Raw genomic sequence first — 14,058 nt, forward strand, 5'->3', positions numbered from 1 at the left:
CCTCGCCGATGCCTTCTGTCGTCAGGACTTCACGACTACACAAGACAGTGCCGGCCGGGTTCAGTGGGTGAGGATCGCCGGGTCGCTCAGGCCGGGCCTGCCGTTCTCGACGTGGCCGGCGAGCCGGCGGCGGAACGTCCGGTCCTTGTCGCAGGTCACGGTCACGTCGTACCAGCGGTCGCTGTGGTCGAGGTCGATCGTGTGCGTGAACGTCGCGTTGTGGTGCAGGGTGTACGTCCGCTGTCCGCCGTAGGCGCTGGTGACGGTCAGTTTCACCGTCGTGTCCGACGTGTTGTGCAGTGTCAGGGTCAGTGCGGACCGGCGGCCGTCGTGGCGGGCGGTGACCTCGGCCACCGGCGCGGTGCCCGCGAACGCGCGGAGGAAACCGTTGGGGCCGAACACGGTCAGGTCGTACGGGCCGGTCCACGTGTCCGTGACCGTCTTGCCCGCCTCGGTGGTGTACGTCCACGGGCCGTCCGTGCGGTTCGCGGACGTGACGTGGAACGCGCCGCCCGCCGCAGGGCCGGTGCCGAAGGTCAGCGTGACTGCCGAGCGTGCCACGTGGGCGTCCACGAACGGCCGGTACCCGAGGGGTCTGGTGTGGCGCCGGCCGCGTTCCTGCACCGGCAGCTTCGGGTCGGCGGGCACCGGCGGCACGTAGTCGGGGTGGCGGTCGCGGTCGGGCGGCTCGTAGCCACCGGTGCCGGGCAGTCGCGCGGGACGTGGGTCCCTTTGCCCGAAGTCGAACGCCGAGGTGAGGTCGCCGCAGACGGCGCGGCGCCACGGGGAGATGTTCGGCTCGCGCACGCCGAAGCGTTGTTCCATGAACCGGATGACCGACGTGTGGTCGAAGGTCTCCGAGCAGACGAAACCGCCCTTGCTCCACGGCGACACGACCAGCATCGGCACCCGTTGCCCCAGCCCGTACGGGCCGGGCACGTGACCCGCGTCGCCCGGGTAGAGGTCGGGGCCCACCTCGACGGTCGACCTGCCGTGCGCCGGTGAGAGCGGCGGCATCGGCGGGACGACGTGGTCGAAGAAGCCGTCGTTCTCGTCGTAGGTGATGAACAGGGCCGTCTTGCTCCACACCTCCGGGTTGCTGGTCAGCGCGTCGAGCACCTGCGCGACGTACCAGGCGCCGTAGTTCGCTGGCCAGTTCGGGTGCTCGGTGAACGCCTCCGGCGCGGCGATCCAGGAGATCTGGGGCAGCCGGTCCGCGCGCACGTCCGCTTCGAGGATGTCGAAGAAACCCTGGCCCGCCTTGGCGTTGGTGCCGGTGCGTGCCTTGTCGTAGAGCGGGTTCCCCGGCTGCGCGTCGCGATAGGAGTTGAAGTACAGCAGCGAGTTGTCGCCGTAGTTGCCGATGTAGGCGTCGTTGGTCCAGCCCCAGGAACCGTTGGCGTCCAGGCCGTCACCGACGTCCTGGTAGATCTTCCACGACACCCCCGCGCGCTCGAGACGTTCGGGGTAGGTGGTCCACCCGTAGCCGGCCTCGTCGTTGCCGAGCACCGGTCCCCCGCCCGCGCCGTCGTTGCCGGTGTAGCCGGTCCAGAGGTAGTAGCGGTTCGGGTCGGTGGAGCCGATGAACGAGCAGTGGTAGGCGTCGCAGACGGTGAAGGCGTCGGCGAGCGCGTAGTGGAACGGGATGTCCTCGCGGGTCAGGTACGCCATGGTGGTCGGCGTCTTGGCCGGGATCCACTGGTCGTACCGGCCGCCGTTGAGGGCGAGTTGGCCGCCCCGCCAGTCGTGGTTGAGGTCCTGGATGAACTGCAGGCCGAGGTCGTCGGCGGCCGGACGGAACGGCAGGACGTCCCTCGTGCCGTCGGACTGGTGCCACACGGACCTGCCGCTGGGCAACGACACCGGGCGCGGGTCACCGAAGCCGCGGACACCGCGCAGCGCGCCGAAGTAGTGGTCGAACGACCGGTTCTCCTGCATCAGGACCACGATGTGTTCTACGTCGCGGATGGTGCCGGTACGGCGGTGGGCCGGCACGGCGGCAGCCGCCGAGATGCTGTCCGACAAGGCGGTGAATGTCGCGGTCGCGCCGGCCAGCTGCAAGAACCTGCGGCGGTTGAGCCCTGTGGTCTCTGACATGGGGCATACACCAACAGCCATCGGTGACGGGCCCGTGGCGGGCAGGCGAACCTGGTACGAACATCATGTTCTCAGCAAACCCGGGCGAGCTCAACGGTGAGGCCGGGACACCGCGCTAGTGTCCCGCGCCGGAAATCAGGCAACTAATTCGGCGGCCCAGCTTCCCGCTGGCGGCGTTGCCGGTCCGCCCAAGTACGACCCAGTACGAGGGCGAACCGGCGCCTTGCCAGCAGAAACCCGGATCCACCGACTTGATCACCGCATTCCCGGCGCGGGACACTAGTCCTGGCGGGCCAGAGCCGCGAGGATGATCTCCCGTGTCGCGTGGACCGTGGACGTGAAGGCGGCCGGGTCCCGGCCGATGCGTTCGGCGCCCGCGCGCATGACGCCGGACAGCAGCTCCACCGCGAGCGGCACGTCACCGACGTCGCGGAACTCGCCGCGGGCGATGCCGTCCCGGACGACGTTCTCCACCTCGACCACGATCGCGTGGAACGGGCTGGCCGGCCCCTTCGGCAGCTCGGCGACCAGCAGGCCGGAGTCCGGACGGAACATCAGCCGCATGGCCTGGTCCGTGGACGCCGTCAGGAACGCCTCGATGATCTCCCGCAGCCGCTGCGCGGCCGGGTCCGGGGACCGCGCGGCGATCGCGGCAACCCGCTCGACCGCGGGCCGGCTCGCTCGCTGGGCCAGCGCCAGGACCAGCGCGCTCTTGTCGCTGGCGTAGTTGTACAGCGTGTTGCGTGCGAGGCCGGCCCTGGCCGCGATGTGGCCCATGTTGATCGAGTGGTAGTCGCGTTCGAGCAGCAGCTGCCGCAGTGCCTCGGCGAGGTCGGCCCACACCATCTCGTGGTGCTCCCCGATGCTGGCTCCCCGGATCCGCGGCATCCGAACATCCTCCTCCCGTCATCGCGGCCGCACTAGCGTGCCTGCGCCGCGGCCAGGGCGGTGCTCGACAGGTGCGGGTGCTCCTGGTAGGTCGGGGTGAGCCGCACGCGGCTGAGGCGCCAGCCCTCCGCCGTGCGGACCGCCTCGTTGTCGTAGAAGCCGACCACCAGCCAGCGGTTGGGGCCGCCGGCGGCGAGCTCGTCCGGGACCCAGTGTTCGGCACGGACGTGGGCGTGGAGCGTCGCGCTGTCACCGTCGACGTCGATGACGTGGCCGGTGATGACGTGGTGGGTCGCCGTGTAGGGCGCGAAGGCACCGCGGAGGGCCTCGACGTAGCCGTCGAGCGGCACGGTCATCGGCGGAATGCCGGCGACGGCCTCGAAGTCGAGCGTGATCGGGTCGGCGAGGACGAGGCGGGGCAGCGTCGTGAACTCCTTCTGGTCCGCTATGTCGGCATACCGGCCGAACAGTTCGATGAGATCGGCACGATCAGCGAGCACGGTCATGAGCCCTCTCCATTTTTATACGACTACCTGTCGTAAACATTACGACAAGTTGTCGCCAAAATCAAGCTGTGCGATCTCACAGGAGGAGCACAGCCGACGCATTGGTGGGCCTGGTCGGATCGAGTGCGTGGAGCTGACGAACGCACGCTCGATCCCCGCTGTCGTGGCCGCCGCGCTCGCCGTCGTGCTGGCGGTGGTGATCAGGGTGGAGCTGTACGACTTCCAGTCCAGCGACTACCGGGGGTTCGTCGCCCAGTGGTACGACTTCATCAAGGCGAACGGCGGCTTCGCGGCCATGCGCCACCAGTTCGCCGACTACAACGTGCCGTACCTGTACCTGATCGCCGTGCTCACGTACCTGCCGGTGCCCGTCCTGGCCGGCGTCAAGACCATCTCGGTCCTGGGCGACCTGCTGCTGGCGTTCTTCGTGTACAAGCTGGTGGCGGTGCGCCACCCCCGCGGCTGGACGGCGTTCGGCGCCGCCGCGGTGGTCGGGCTGCTGCCGACGGTCGTGATGAACGGCGCCATGTGGGGCCAGTGCGACTCGATCTACGCGGCGTTCGGCGTGGGCGGGCTGTACTTCGCCGTGCGTTCGCGGCCCTGGCTGGCGTGCGTGTTCTTCGGGGTGGCGCTGGCGTTCAAGCTGCAGGTGATCTTCCTGCTACCCGTCCTCGCCGTTCTCGTGCTCCGGCGAAGGATTCCGTGGCCGGCGCTGCTGGCCATCCCGGCGACCGTGGTGGCACTGGACGTGCCCGCGCTGCTGGCCGGCGCCAGCCCGGCGGGGCTGCTGTCGGTGTACCTGAACCAGATGGGCGAGTACTCGCAGCTGACGCTGAACGCGGCCAACATCTACCAGCTCGTCGACTTCGGCACCAACACCGAGGCCGTCCGGAACATCGCGATCCTGGTGACCGGCGAGGCGGTGGCCGGCCTGATCCTGTACGCGGTGATCAACCGGACGCCGCCGAACGCCGCCCGGACCGTGCTGCTCGGCGCGGTGTTCGTGGTACTGGTGCCGTTCCTCCTGCCCGCGATGCACGAGCGGTACTTCTACCTGGCCGACGTGCTGTCCGTGGTCGTGGCGTTCCACCTGCCGCGGCGGCTGTGGCCCGTGCCCGTGCTGGTGCAGTTCGCCTCCGCGCTCTCCTACGTCCCGTTCCTCGCACAGGGCGCGGGACGCGACGGGACGACCGCGGTGCCGTTCTGGATTCTGGCCCTGGCCATGCTGGCCGCTCTCGCACTGCTGCTGTGGGAGCTGGTGCTGCGGCCGGCCGGGGAGCCCAGCGAGGTCCCGCTCGTACGGAACGAGGTCGCGAGCCTGCCGAACGTCTCCCGCTGACGGGCCGGCACTCGGCTCCGGTCAGTCCGCGGCAGTCGGGGGCGGTTCCGACGCCGGGGCTTCGCTGCTGGGCGGGGGCTCGGTCGACGTGTCGGTCGTCGGGTCCACCGCGCCGCCGGTGCTCGGCGGGGGCGCGTCCGTCGTGGCGGGCGGCGTCGACGTGCCGGCCGGGCTCGTCGCCGTCGTGGGAGCTCCGCTCGTGCTGGTCCTGGGCTGCTCTCCGGCCCTGATGGGCTGTTCGACCCGCACCGGAGCCACCGGCCCGGACACCGACGTGGGGCCGGGGTTCGTGTGCACGGTCCCGTCCGCGGGCGCCTGCTCCTCGGCCGGGAGGAAACCGTCGCGGCCGCCCAGCAGCCACAGGCCCACGGCGACCAGTGCCACGACGAACACCCCGGCGACGGCAAGGGTACCGCGGGCACGAGCGGCCGGCGCCGACTCGCGGGCGAGCGGGACCAGTTCGGTCCGATCGGCTTCGGTCCGATCGGCGGCGACACCCGCGGCCACCGCGGCCGGCATCCCGACCTCGCCTCGGCCGACGGCGGCAAGCAGGTCACGGGCCTCGGCAGCGGTCGGGCGAGCCTCCGGATCCGCCCGCAGCAGCGCCATCAGCACGTCGGTCAGCGGGCCGGAACGGCTCGGCGGGTTGATCTTGCCGCCGGCCACCGCGTGCAGGACGCCCAGGGTGTTGGCGGCACGGCCGAACGGTGGCTCCCCCTCGACCGCGGTGTACAGGGTCGAGCCCAGCGCGAAGACGTCCGAGGCCGGCGTCGGATCGGCGCCGAGGGCCACCTCCGGCGCCATGTAGGCCGGGGTGCCGGCGAACATCCCCGTCTTGGTGACCGTGACGTCGTCGATCGCCCGGGAGATGCCGAAGTCGGTGATCTTCACCGAGCCGTCCTCGCCGATCAGGACGTTGCCCGGCGTGATGTCGCGGTGCACGATCCCGGCGGCGTGGGCGGCCGCGAGTGCCGTGGCCACCTGCGCGCCGATCGCGGCCGCCTCGACCGGCGGGAGCGTGCCCTCCTCGGCCATGACCGTCGCCAGGCTGCGGGACGGCAGGTACTCCATGACGAGGCAGGGGACGTCGTCCTCGTCGACCACGTCGAACACCGCGATCGCGTTGGGGTGGTTCAGCCGGGCGGCGATACGGCCCTCGCGCAGACAGCGGGCCACCGCGTCGGCGGCCTTGCGTGGCAGGAGGTCCGGGTGCAACAGCAGCTTCTTGATCGCGACCGGCCGGTTCAGCCGCTCGTCGCGACCCTCCCAGACGACGCCCATCGCACCGGACCCGATTCGGCGGAACAGGCGGTAGCGCCCGACGACCAGGTGTTCCTCCTCGGCCATGCCAGCGCCTCGCTTTCGCCCGGTGCCTCCGTGCACACCAGGAGTTACATCATTCGGCCAGATCTAAACCTGACGGACGCGACCGATCGCCGACTGGCACTGTCCTTTCATCACCACCGGGGCACCTCTGTCCGATGCGGACAGTGCCGGTCAGGTCTCGACCCCACGGCCGTCGGATCCACGCACCCGACGGGAACGCGGCCGGCCTCATGGGACTGCTCGACGGGCTCCGCCCCGTTCAGACGCCGCCGTGCACCGTCGCGTGCCGGCGGCGGGAAGCGAGGGTGAAGGCGACCCCGCCCAGGGCGGCCGCCACCCCGCAGAGGAGGAGCGTCGTCCGATAGCCGAAGTGCTCGACCGCCAGGCCGGCCAGGATGCCGGAGAGGAGCAGGCCGGCCGTGGTGGCGTTGGCGAAGAGCGTGGTGGCGCGGCCGGTCGCCGGCGCGAGGAGGTCCTGGAAGTAGCGGATGCCGGCCCCCGCGACGATCGCGATGCCCGCGGCGCGGAAGACCTGCCCCACCACGAGCATCAGCATGTTCGAGGACACGACTGTGACGGCGTAGTAGCAGACGAGGGAGCCGAAACCGCCGAGCATCACGGCACGCTGGCTGACCCGGGCCGGCACGACGGCCAACCCCAGCGTGACCACCACCTCCACGGCGGCGCAGACGCTGAAGAGCACGCCGATCGACGATGGCTGCTGGTGCAGGGCACGGGTGACGAACAGCGGCAGTGCGAGGCCGCCCGCGAACATCGCGGTGAAGAACAGGGTGACGCTCACCGTGAGCAGGACAGGGGCGCCTCCGGGCGCCGAGCTCGTGACCGCGGCGGGCCCGGGTCGCGGCACGAGGAGAACGGTCAGCGCGGACGCGAGAAACACCCCGGAGGCGGTCCACATCAGCCATGAGTAGCCGCCGCGGGACAGTACGAGCGCGCCCAGCAACGGCCCGACGGCCCACGCCAGGGACCAGGCCGAGCGCAGCAGCGGCGCGGACCGCTGCCCGGCGGCGCCCTCGCCGAGCACGGCACGGGCCAGGGTGAAAAGCTGTGGAAAGGCCGCCCCCAGCGCCCCGAGCACTGTCGCCGCCATGGCGAGCAGCACGAGGAAGCTCGAGACCCGCGGCAGCAGCAGATAGCCCGCCGAACCCAGGAGGGTCACGACGATCGCGTACGCCCGCGCGGGGCGGCGGTCGAACAGCCGCCCCAGCCACCAGCTGATCGTGATCCCGCCGATGGCGAACACCGAGGACCACACCCCGATCTGCAGCGGCGTCAGCCCGACGACATCGGCGCCGAACAGGACGATGTAGGAGTTGACAATCGAGTCCGCGACGCCGAGCAGCAGGACGGCGGCGAAGAGCGCGAGAAAGGGCACGCGGTCTTCGTACCCGTCAACTCTCTCCGGCGACAGCGATTAAGCCCCCCATTTCGATGACATGCTGGCATGTCATCGAAATGGGGGGCTGGCTCGATTCTCCCGTGCGTCCGTTGTCCATAACGTCGTCCGCACCGAGCTCGACCGACGAGGGGTGACGACGATGACGAGGACAACACCGGGTTGGCGGCGGGTGCTGACCGCGATGGCGCTGGTGGCGGTGGTCGTGGGCGCGGGCGCCGACGGGGGCGCCGCGCCGGTCGCACAGGCGGCGCGGCAGCCGACCGACCGGCTGGCCGGCGCGCTGCGGAACGACCTCCAGAGCTATCTGGACGCGCATGGCGCTCAGGACCGGTTCACCGCGGTGTCGCTGCGGGTGACCGGTCCGAACCGCCGCCCCGCCACGGCGGTGAGCGTGAGTGCCGGCCGCCCGGTGCCGGACCACGCGTTGTGGCAGATCGGGAGCAACACCAAGGCTTTCACGTCCGTGGTGCTGCTCCAGCTGGAGGCCGAGGGCAGACTGTCCATTCACGACAGGCTGGGGACCTGGCTACCGCGGTACCCGGCGTGGCGTGACGTCACGATCGCGCAGTTGCTGTCGATGACCAGCGGCATCCCCGACTACAGCGAGCAGGACGCGTTCGGCGCGGCCTTCCTGTCCGACCCGACGGCCACGTTCACGGCGGATCGGCTGGTGTCCTTCGTCACCGGACTGCCCCTGGGGCCGGCCACCTACGCCTACTCGAACACCAACTACATCCTCGCGCAGATGATCATCGAACGCGTCACGCACGACAGCTACGCGGCCCAGCTGTCCCGGCGCGTCCTCGTCCCGCTCGGCATGCGGGACACGTGCCTGCCGCCGGCCTGCCCGCCGGGCACCGCCAGTCGGATGCCGGCCGGGTACATCGGGTACGCCGGCCTGCCCATGTGGCTCGGCAAGCCGGTGCCACCGCTCGCCCTGTCCTGGGCCCAGGGGGCCGGCGGGCTGGTCGGTTCGCTCCAGGACCTCACCACGTGGGCGCGGGCGCTCTACGGGGGCCGGCTGCTGCCGTCCGCCCAGCAGCGCGAACTGCGGTCGCTGGTCTCCGTGACCACCGGCCGGCCGATCCCGGTCGTCAGCGCCGAGGACCCGGTGGGCTTCGGGCTCGGCGTCGCGCAGCGGATCGACCCCGGCACCGGGCGCCCCGTCTGGATGTACCGGGGTCAGACGTTCGGGTTCCAGGTGCTGCACATGTACGTCCCGGAGAACGGGACAATCATCACCCTGGCCGTGAACAGCGGCTCGGACCAGGACACGCTGACCGGACTCGCCGACACCGTGCACCGGACACTGTCCACGCGGGGGCACGGCACCCGCTGACCGGCATCCGCCGGCGTCGCCGCTCGACACGGAAAGGACGGACCGGTGATCCGCCTCCTGCTCCGCAACGCGCTGACCGGGCTGCGCGCGTGGGGCCAGCTGGCGCGGTGGCCGGTCTGGCTGGTGCTCGGGCGTGATCCCGGGCCGGACGCGAACGCTCTCATCGCCGACCAGCAGGGCGTCCCGCCCGGGCCCCGTCGTCAGGGGCGAGCCAGGCAGGTCGCCTGGCTGATGGTGCAGGCCGTGCTCGGCCCGGGCCTGCTGGCACTGACCGCCGTGGTGTGGGCGGTCGCGTTGATCGCGGTCAGCACGCCCCTGTGGTGGCGCCTGGCGCCGGGGAGCGTGGTGTTCGTGCCGGTCACCGACATGGCCAGCGCGTTCGTCGGGGCCGTGGGCGGACTGGGCCTCCTCCTGGTGGCGACGGCGTGCGGCCTCGGCCTTCCGCACTGGCAGGCGATGGTGGGCCGGACGGTGCTGGCGGGTCCCCGCTCCCGGCGGCTGGTCCACCGGATCGCGGCGTTGACCGTCTCCCGGGCCGGCGCGCTGGAGGTGCAGGCCGCGGAGCTGCGCCGGATCGAGCGAGACCTGCACGACGGTGCGCAGGCCCGGCTGGTCTCCGCGGGGATGCTGCTCGGCCTGCTGGACGTCAGGCTCGGCGACCTGCCCGCGGACAGCGGGGACCTGCTCGCCGAGGCCCGCGCCGAGGTCGGCGTGGCGCTGCGGGAGCTCCGGGACCTGGTGCACGGCGTGTACCCGCCGATCCTGGCCGACCGCGGCCTGGCCGGCGGGGTCGAGTCGCTGGTGGAGCGGACCGTCCCGCTGGTCGGGTCCGTCACGGCCGCGGTCGAGGTCGCCGGCCGGCTCCCGGCGGCACTGGAGTCCACCGTGTACTTCGTGGTCGCCGAGGCGCTGACCAACGTCGCCAAGCACAGCTTGGCCGACAAGGCCGAGGTCACCGTCCGCGCCGACCGTGCACGCGTGCACGTCGAGGTGCGCGACGACGGCCGCGGCGGGGCCGACGAGCTGCGCGGCAGCGGGCTGGCCGGCCTGCGCCGCCGGGTGGCCGCGTTCGACGGCACCCTGTCGGTCACCAGCCCGGCCGGCGGTCCCACCGTGCTGCGGGTGGAGCTGCCATGCGCGTCGTGATCGCCGAGGACCTCCTGCTGCTGCGTGAGGGCCTGATCCGCCTGCTCACGGAGCTGGGCTGCACCGTGGTGTCCGCCGTGGACGGTCCGGAGGCACTGCTCGACGCGCTCGACCGGGAGCGCCCCGACGTGGCCGTCGTCGACATCAGACTGCCCCCGACCTATCGCGACGAGGGCCTGCGCGCCGCGATCGAGGCCCGCAGGCGCCGACCGGGGACGCCGATCCTGCTCCTGTCGCAGTACATCGAGCGCACCTACCTGCGGGAACTGCTGGCCGACTCGCACGAGGGCGTCGGCTACCTGCTCAAGGACCGCGTCAGCGACGTCCGCCAGTTCATCACCGACCTCCGCGTGGTCGCCTCGGGCGGCACGGTGCTCGACCCGCAGGTGGTCACCGCGGCACTCGACCGGCTCGCCACCACCGACCCCCTGGCCGGGCTGACGCCCCGCGAGCGTGCCGTCCTGGGGCTCATGGCCCGCGGCCTGTCGAACTCCGCGATCGGTGTGGAGCTCGACATCACCGAACGCGCGGTCAGCAAGTACATCAACCGGATCTTCGCCAAACACGACCTCCCGCCGGACGACAACGTCCACCGCCGGGTCCTCACCGTCCTGCGATACCTGGACGATGTCTCGAGTCCGTCCGGTTGACGCGGGCGCGCCGGGCAACGGGTTCCATGTTCGACGAATTCCGGCAGCACGGAAGGACCGAAGCCGACGACGGCCACGTGCACACGGCACAGGTAGGCCGGCTCACCACCCGAACCGGCCGTTCGGTCGTGTTGTCAGTCCGTCGCCCTGAGCCAGGCGGCGATGGTGTCGATGTCGTCCATCGTGAGCCCGACGGCAGGTGTGACGGCATGGAGCAACGCTCGGCCCCGATGGTGGCGCGCCACCCATGTCCGGTCGATGTCGGTAATCTCGTCGTCGACCCAGATGAAGGGCGACTCCGCCGCCGCCTCGACGATCCGGCGGGTCTTCCAGTGCAGGCCCATCCTGGCGTCGTGCTCGTCGTCAGGGGAGTCCGGCCAGTTCAGCACCGGCAACGCCGGTAGGCCCAGCAGCGGGGCGACGCATTCGTTGGCCTCTTCCATCCAGGTGGTGGCCCAGACGAGGTCGCACCCAGGCGTCAGCAGGCGCGGCCCGAGCGCCGGGTCTACTCGCGCCAGCAACGGATTGGACGACGCGACGGCCTGGTAGGTCCTGCCGCCACCACCGATCGGGATCAACGGTCCGTCCACGTCGAGGAACAACAGCGGCCGTGTCATGGCACCGGCAGCGTATCCAACTGACAAGGCAACCGGGCCGGGTGCCGACCGCGCGGTCACCTCGTCGGCTAACGAGTGTCGCGATGCCGGCGACCTCTTGGTGCGAGGCCGGCTGAGATCACCTCGGGGGTGGACGCAAACCGGCACAGCGCCGGAGTGGAGGAATCGATGCGCCTGAACGAACTCGCGTCCGTCATCGCCGCCGTGGCCACCGTGGTCGTGCTCGTGGGCGGATACGTGCAGTTCGTGCTTCGGCGGGCCCTCCACCCCTGTGTCGAGTTCGACGTCGACTTCGTCCTGCTGCGCAGCGAGGTCGCGCGGAGGACCGGCGACATCGTGTTGACCGTCAGGAACGTCGGCCCGGGGGCCGGTTACGTGACCAACGTGCAGGGACGGGTCAGGTACAGCCTCGCCGGGGAGGTCGAGGTGGGCGCCGACGGCGTCGAGCCCGCGTTCCGGCACAGCGTCCGACCGGAACGGGCACCCGGTTCGGGGCCGCCACGTGTTCTCGGCCAGAACGGCTTCCTGTTCGCCACGAACTGGTCGGACGCGTTCGTTCAGCCGGGTGTCACACAGACGTATCGCAAGCCGTTGGCGGTGCCCGGCGAGGCGGTGTTGATCCATGTGTGGGGGGCCTTCGAATATCGCCTTCCGGTGGGTCGTCCCGGTCGCCTGCTCGCGCGGTTGTTCATCCATCACAGAAGGACGCCGGCGCAACTCGACTACACCGTCCGACGCACGTTCAGCGTCGACTCGGAACGAGGCCAGGTTACCGAAGTGGGGTGAGGCTTCTCGGGCTGAGAGCCGCCTTCACGCGCCGGGTCGTTCGTCGCGACAGGTGGTGGCGGACGGCGGTGTACTGGTTCCACGCCTTGTCGGCCACCGAACTCGTTGGTGGGGTTGGGGACCAGAGCGCCTCGTCCACGGCGGCCGCCAGGACGGTCAGGTCCAGTGCCGGATCCGCGATGGTGCGCTGCACGTCGCGCACCGTCATGGTCGGGGTGGCTCGGATGCCGTGGTCGCGCAGGAGGTCCCTCGTCTCCCGCCACGCGCCCACCGTGGTCTCGCGCGGGGTGCCGCCGCGCCGGAACCTGCGGCGGACGTGTTTCGCCGTTGCCACACCCACCAGCCAGAGCAGCGGCAGTGCCAGCAGGGCCGCCAGTACGGGCGGGATTCCCCCGGTCGGCTCGGTCGTCGCGCTCTGCCCACGGGAAGGCGCCGTCCGCTGGGGCTGCGTCGAGGGGGTGGCGGACGTGCTCCGCTCGCCGGTCAGGTCCATCGCCACCCAGCCCTTGCCGGCCAGCGCGATCTCCGGCCACGCCAGCACATCCCGGTTTCGCACCACGTGGCGGCCCGACTCGTCGGTCTCGGTGCCCTGGCGGAAACCCACCGCCAGGCGAACCGGCAGCCCCACCGCACGGGCCAGGATCACGTACGCGGTCGCGAACTGTTCGCTCGTACCCCGCTTCGTCCTCAGCAGGAACGATCTCAGGTCGCGGTAGCCGTGGCCGGCGGGTGCCTGGGCCGGGTCGGCCACCAGGGTGTACTCGTGTGCGAAGCGGTCCCGCAACGCCAGCGCCGTGGCCATGGTCGGCGGTCCGTCACCCGCTGCCTCGCGGAGGTCCAGCGGCAGGTTCGCCGGCGGGGGCAGGGTGACCGGCCTCAGCGACGCGTCCGCGAGGTCGTCCTCGTCGGACGCGGACCAGTGGATGGTGTAGCGCAGGCCGGTCGTCGGATCGGGGGTCAGCAGGACGCCGGTTTCCGGGTCCACCAACGGATGCACGCCCTCGACCGAACGAAGGCCCTCTCGCGCGGGTAACCACGGGCCCAGTTCCGTGCGTACCTCGATCGTCGCCTCGTGGTCGTGGTCCTGGCCGTGGCCGGGCAGGCGGGCGCCAAGTACCTCGTACCGGGCGTCGTCCGTCCACTTAGTACCGTCGAAGCGGGTGTAGACCGTCTGCCGCCAGCGGTCCACCGGCACGTCGGTCTGTGTGACGAACACCGGGGTGTCCGGTTGGGACAGTCGTCCGGCGATCCTGTCCAGCGGGCTGGTCGCGGTCAGCTCGCCGGCCGGCCGTGCCGCGGCGGCCAGCGACACCGGCGGCTGGGCCAGCGGGTCGACCGTGAGACCGACCGCACCACCGAAAAGCACGGCGCACGCCGTCATCAGCACGGGCAGTGCGCGGTTCGTGGCGAGGACCGCCACGACCGCCAGTGCATAGCCGCAACCCACGGCTACCGCCGCCACCGACCCGATCGCCTGGTACGCCTGAGCAACGCCGATCACGACCACGCCGGGTAGCAGGGCGGGCAGCGGGGAACGCAGGTGGCGAAACAGTTCCGTCGCCACCGTTGCGCACACCAGCACCAGCAACGGCACGAACACCAACAGCGCGGGCTCCGGTCGGACCGGCCACGTCGTGTCCAGCACCCGCCGCCACCCGTGCACCGCGCCGTCTCCCAGCGTCGCGAACAGCCGGCCCGGCCGCCGACCGTCCACAGTGGAGCTTAAGGTGGTCGCGGCGATCGCCACCAGGCCCGTCAACAGGATCAGCGACGGGCGAGCGTAGACCTGCCACTTCGGTGCCCCCACCAGCGCGTCGACCACGACCACCGCCAGGGCGACCCCGGCGAGCGGCGCGACCAGCGGACCGGCACCGAACACGGGCGCGAACAGCAGACCCGGGGCCACGGTCGTGAACAGCACCGCGAAGAACCTCATCGAACCAC

12 protein-coding genes are annotated in these 14,058 nt (G+C 71.2%); 5 read left to right on the forward strand and 7 right to left on the reverse strand.

Features of this window, described 5'->3' with window-relative positions; translation table 11 throughout:
- Positions 1-60: 60 nt before the first annotated feature.
- The 3 genes from VET29_RS19010 to VET29_RS19020 form a co-directional block, all read right to left on the reverse strand.
- Positions 61-2,097 (reverse strand): phosphocholine-specific phospholipase C, encoded by a 2,037-nt coding sequence (locus VET29_RS19010; protein WP_324922135.1) that lies wholly within the window; start codon positions 2,095-2,097, stop codon positions 61-63.
- A 279-nt stretch (positions 2,098-2,376) separates the two neighbouring features.
- Positions 2,377-2,985, reverse strand: a complete 609-nt coding sequence (locus tag VET29_RS19015; protein ID WP_324922137.1) for a TetR/AcrR family transcriptional regulator — start codon at positions 2,983-2,985, stop codon at positions 2,377-2,379.
- 32 nt (positions 2,986-3,017) lie between these two features.
- Positions 3,018-3,491, reverse strand: a complete 474-nt coding sequence (locus VET29_RS19020) for a nuclear transport factor 2 family protein (protein ID WP_324922139.1) — start codon at positions 3,489-3,491, stop codon at positions 3,018-3,020.
- A gap of 127 nt (positions 3,492-3,618) precedes the next feature.
- Here VET29_RS19020 and VET29_RS19025 point away from each other — a divergent pair, with 127 nt between their 5' ends.
- Positions 3,619-4,830, forward strand: coding sequence for a glycosyltransferase 87 family protein (locus VET29_RS19025; protein ID WP_324922142.1), 1,212 nt, complete (start codon positions 3,619-3,621; stop codon positions 4,828-4,830).
- A 21-nt stretch (positions 4,831-4,851) separates the two neighbouring features.
- Here the strand turns inward: VET29_RS19025 and VET29_RS19030 are convergent, their stop codons facing one another.
- Positions 4,852-6,177, reverse strand: coding sequence for a serine/threonine-protein kinase (locus VET29_RS19030; protein ID WP_324922144.1), 1,326 nt, complete (start codon positions 6,175-6,177; stop codon positions 4,852-4,854).
- A 238-nt stretch (positions 6,178-6,415) separates the two neighbouring features.
- Positions 6,416-7,552, reverse strand: a complete 1,137-nt coding sequence (locus VET29_RS19035) for an MFS transporter (RefSeq protein WP_324922147.1) — start codon at positions 7,550-7,552, stop codon at positions 6,416-6,418.
- Positions 7,553-7,715: 163 nt separating this feature from the next.
- On the opposite strand from VET29_RS19035, the gene VET29_RS19040 reads away from it, so the two are divergent.
- From VET29_RS19040 to VET29_RS19050, 3 genes are read left to right on the forward strand one after another with little or no spacing between them, the layout of a single operon-like run.
- On the forward strand, positions 7,716-8,915 hold the full coding sequence (locus tag VET29_RS19040) for a serine hydrolase domain-containing protein (RefSeq protein ID WP_324922149.1): 1,200 nt from the start codon (positions 7,716-7,718) through the stop codon (positions 8,913-8,915).
- A gap of 45 nt (positions 8,916-8,960) precedes the next feature.
- On the forward strand, positions 8,961-10,061 hold the full coding sequence (locus tag VET29_RS19045) for a sensor histidine kinase (RefSeq protein ID WP_324922151.1): 1,101 nt from the start codon (positions 8,961-8,963) through the stop codon (positions 10,059-10,061).
- Positions 10,049-10,711, forward strand: a complete 663-nt coding sequence (locus VET29_RS19050; protein WP_324922153.1) for a response regulator transcription factor — start codon at positions 10,049-10,051, stop codon at positions 10,709-10,711. Before VET29_RS19045 ends, VET29_RS19050 begins: the two co-directional genes overlap by 13 nt.
- 134 nt (positions 10,712-10,845) lie before the next feature.
- On the opposite strand, the gene VET29_RS19055 is transcribed toward VET29_RS19050, so the two are convergent.
- Entirely contained in the window at positions 10,846-11,328 is a 483-nt protein-coding gene (locus tag VET29_RS19055; protein ID WP_324922156.1) for an HAD domain-containing protein, read from the reverse strand.
- Between the two features lie 168 nt (positions 11,329-11,496).
- Between VET29_RS19055 and VET29_RS19060 the strand changes: the two genes are divergently transcribed.
- Positions 11,497-12,114, forward strand: a complete 618-nt coding sequence (locus VET29_RS19060) for a hypothetical protein (protein WP_324922158.1) — start codon at positions 11,497-11,499, stop codon at positions 12,112-12,114.
- On the opposite strand, the gene VET29_RS19065 is transcribed toward VET29_RS19060, so the two are convergent.
- The coding region (locus VET29_RS19065) for a DUF3488 and transglutaminase-like domain-containing protein (RefSeq protein WP_324922161.1) at positions 12,098-14,058 on the reverse strand (1,961 nt) is incomplete at its 5' end. The two genes, VET29_RS19060 and VET29_RS19065, sit on opposite strands and share 17 nt — an antisense overlap.

The sequence above is a fragment of the Actinophytocola sp. genome (genome assembly GCF_035634895.1).
GTDB lineage: Bacteria > Actinomycetota > Actinomycetes > Mycobacteriales > Pseudonocardiaceae > Actinophytocola.

Coding starts and splice junctions, on each gene's coding strand:
- VET29_RS19010 (WP_324922135.1), bottom strand. CDS start 2,097: ATGTCAGAGACCACAGGGCTCAACCGCCGCAGGTTCTTGCAGCTGGCC.
- VET29_RS19030 (WP_324922144.1), bottom strand. CDS start 6,177: ATGGCCGAGGAGGAACACCTGGTCGTCGGGCGCTACCGCCTGTTCCGC.
- VET29_RS19020 (WP_324922139.1), bottom strand. CDS start 3,491: ATGACCGTGCTCGCTGATCGTGCCGATCTCATCGAACTGTTCGGCCGG.
- VET29_RS19050 (WP_324922153.1), top strand. CDS start 10,049: ATGCGCGTCGTGATCGCCGAGGACCTCCTGCTGCTGCGTGAGGGCCTG.
- VET29_RS19040 (WP_324922149.1), top strand. CDS start 7,716: ATGACGAGGACAACACCGGGTTGGCGGCGGGTGCTGACCGCGATGGCG.
- VET29_RS19015 (WP_324922137.1), bottom strand. CDS start 2,985: ATGCCGCGGATCCGGGGAGCCAGCATCGGGGAGCACCACGAGATGGTG.
- VET29_RS19055 (WP_324922156.1), bottom strand. CDS start 11,328: ATGACACGGCCGCTGTTGTTCCTCGACGTGGACGGACCGTTGATCCCG.
- VET29_RS19060 (WP_324922158.1), top strand. CDS start 11,497: ATGCGCCTGAACGAACTCGCGTCCGTCATCGCCGCCGTGGCCACCGTG.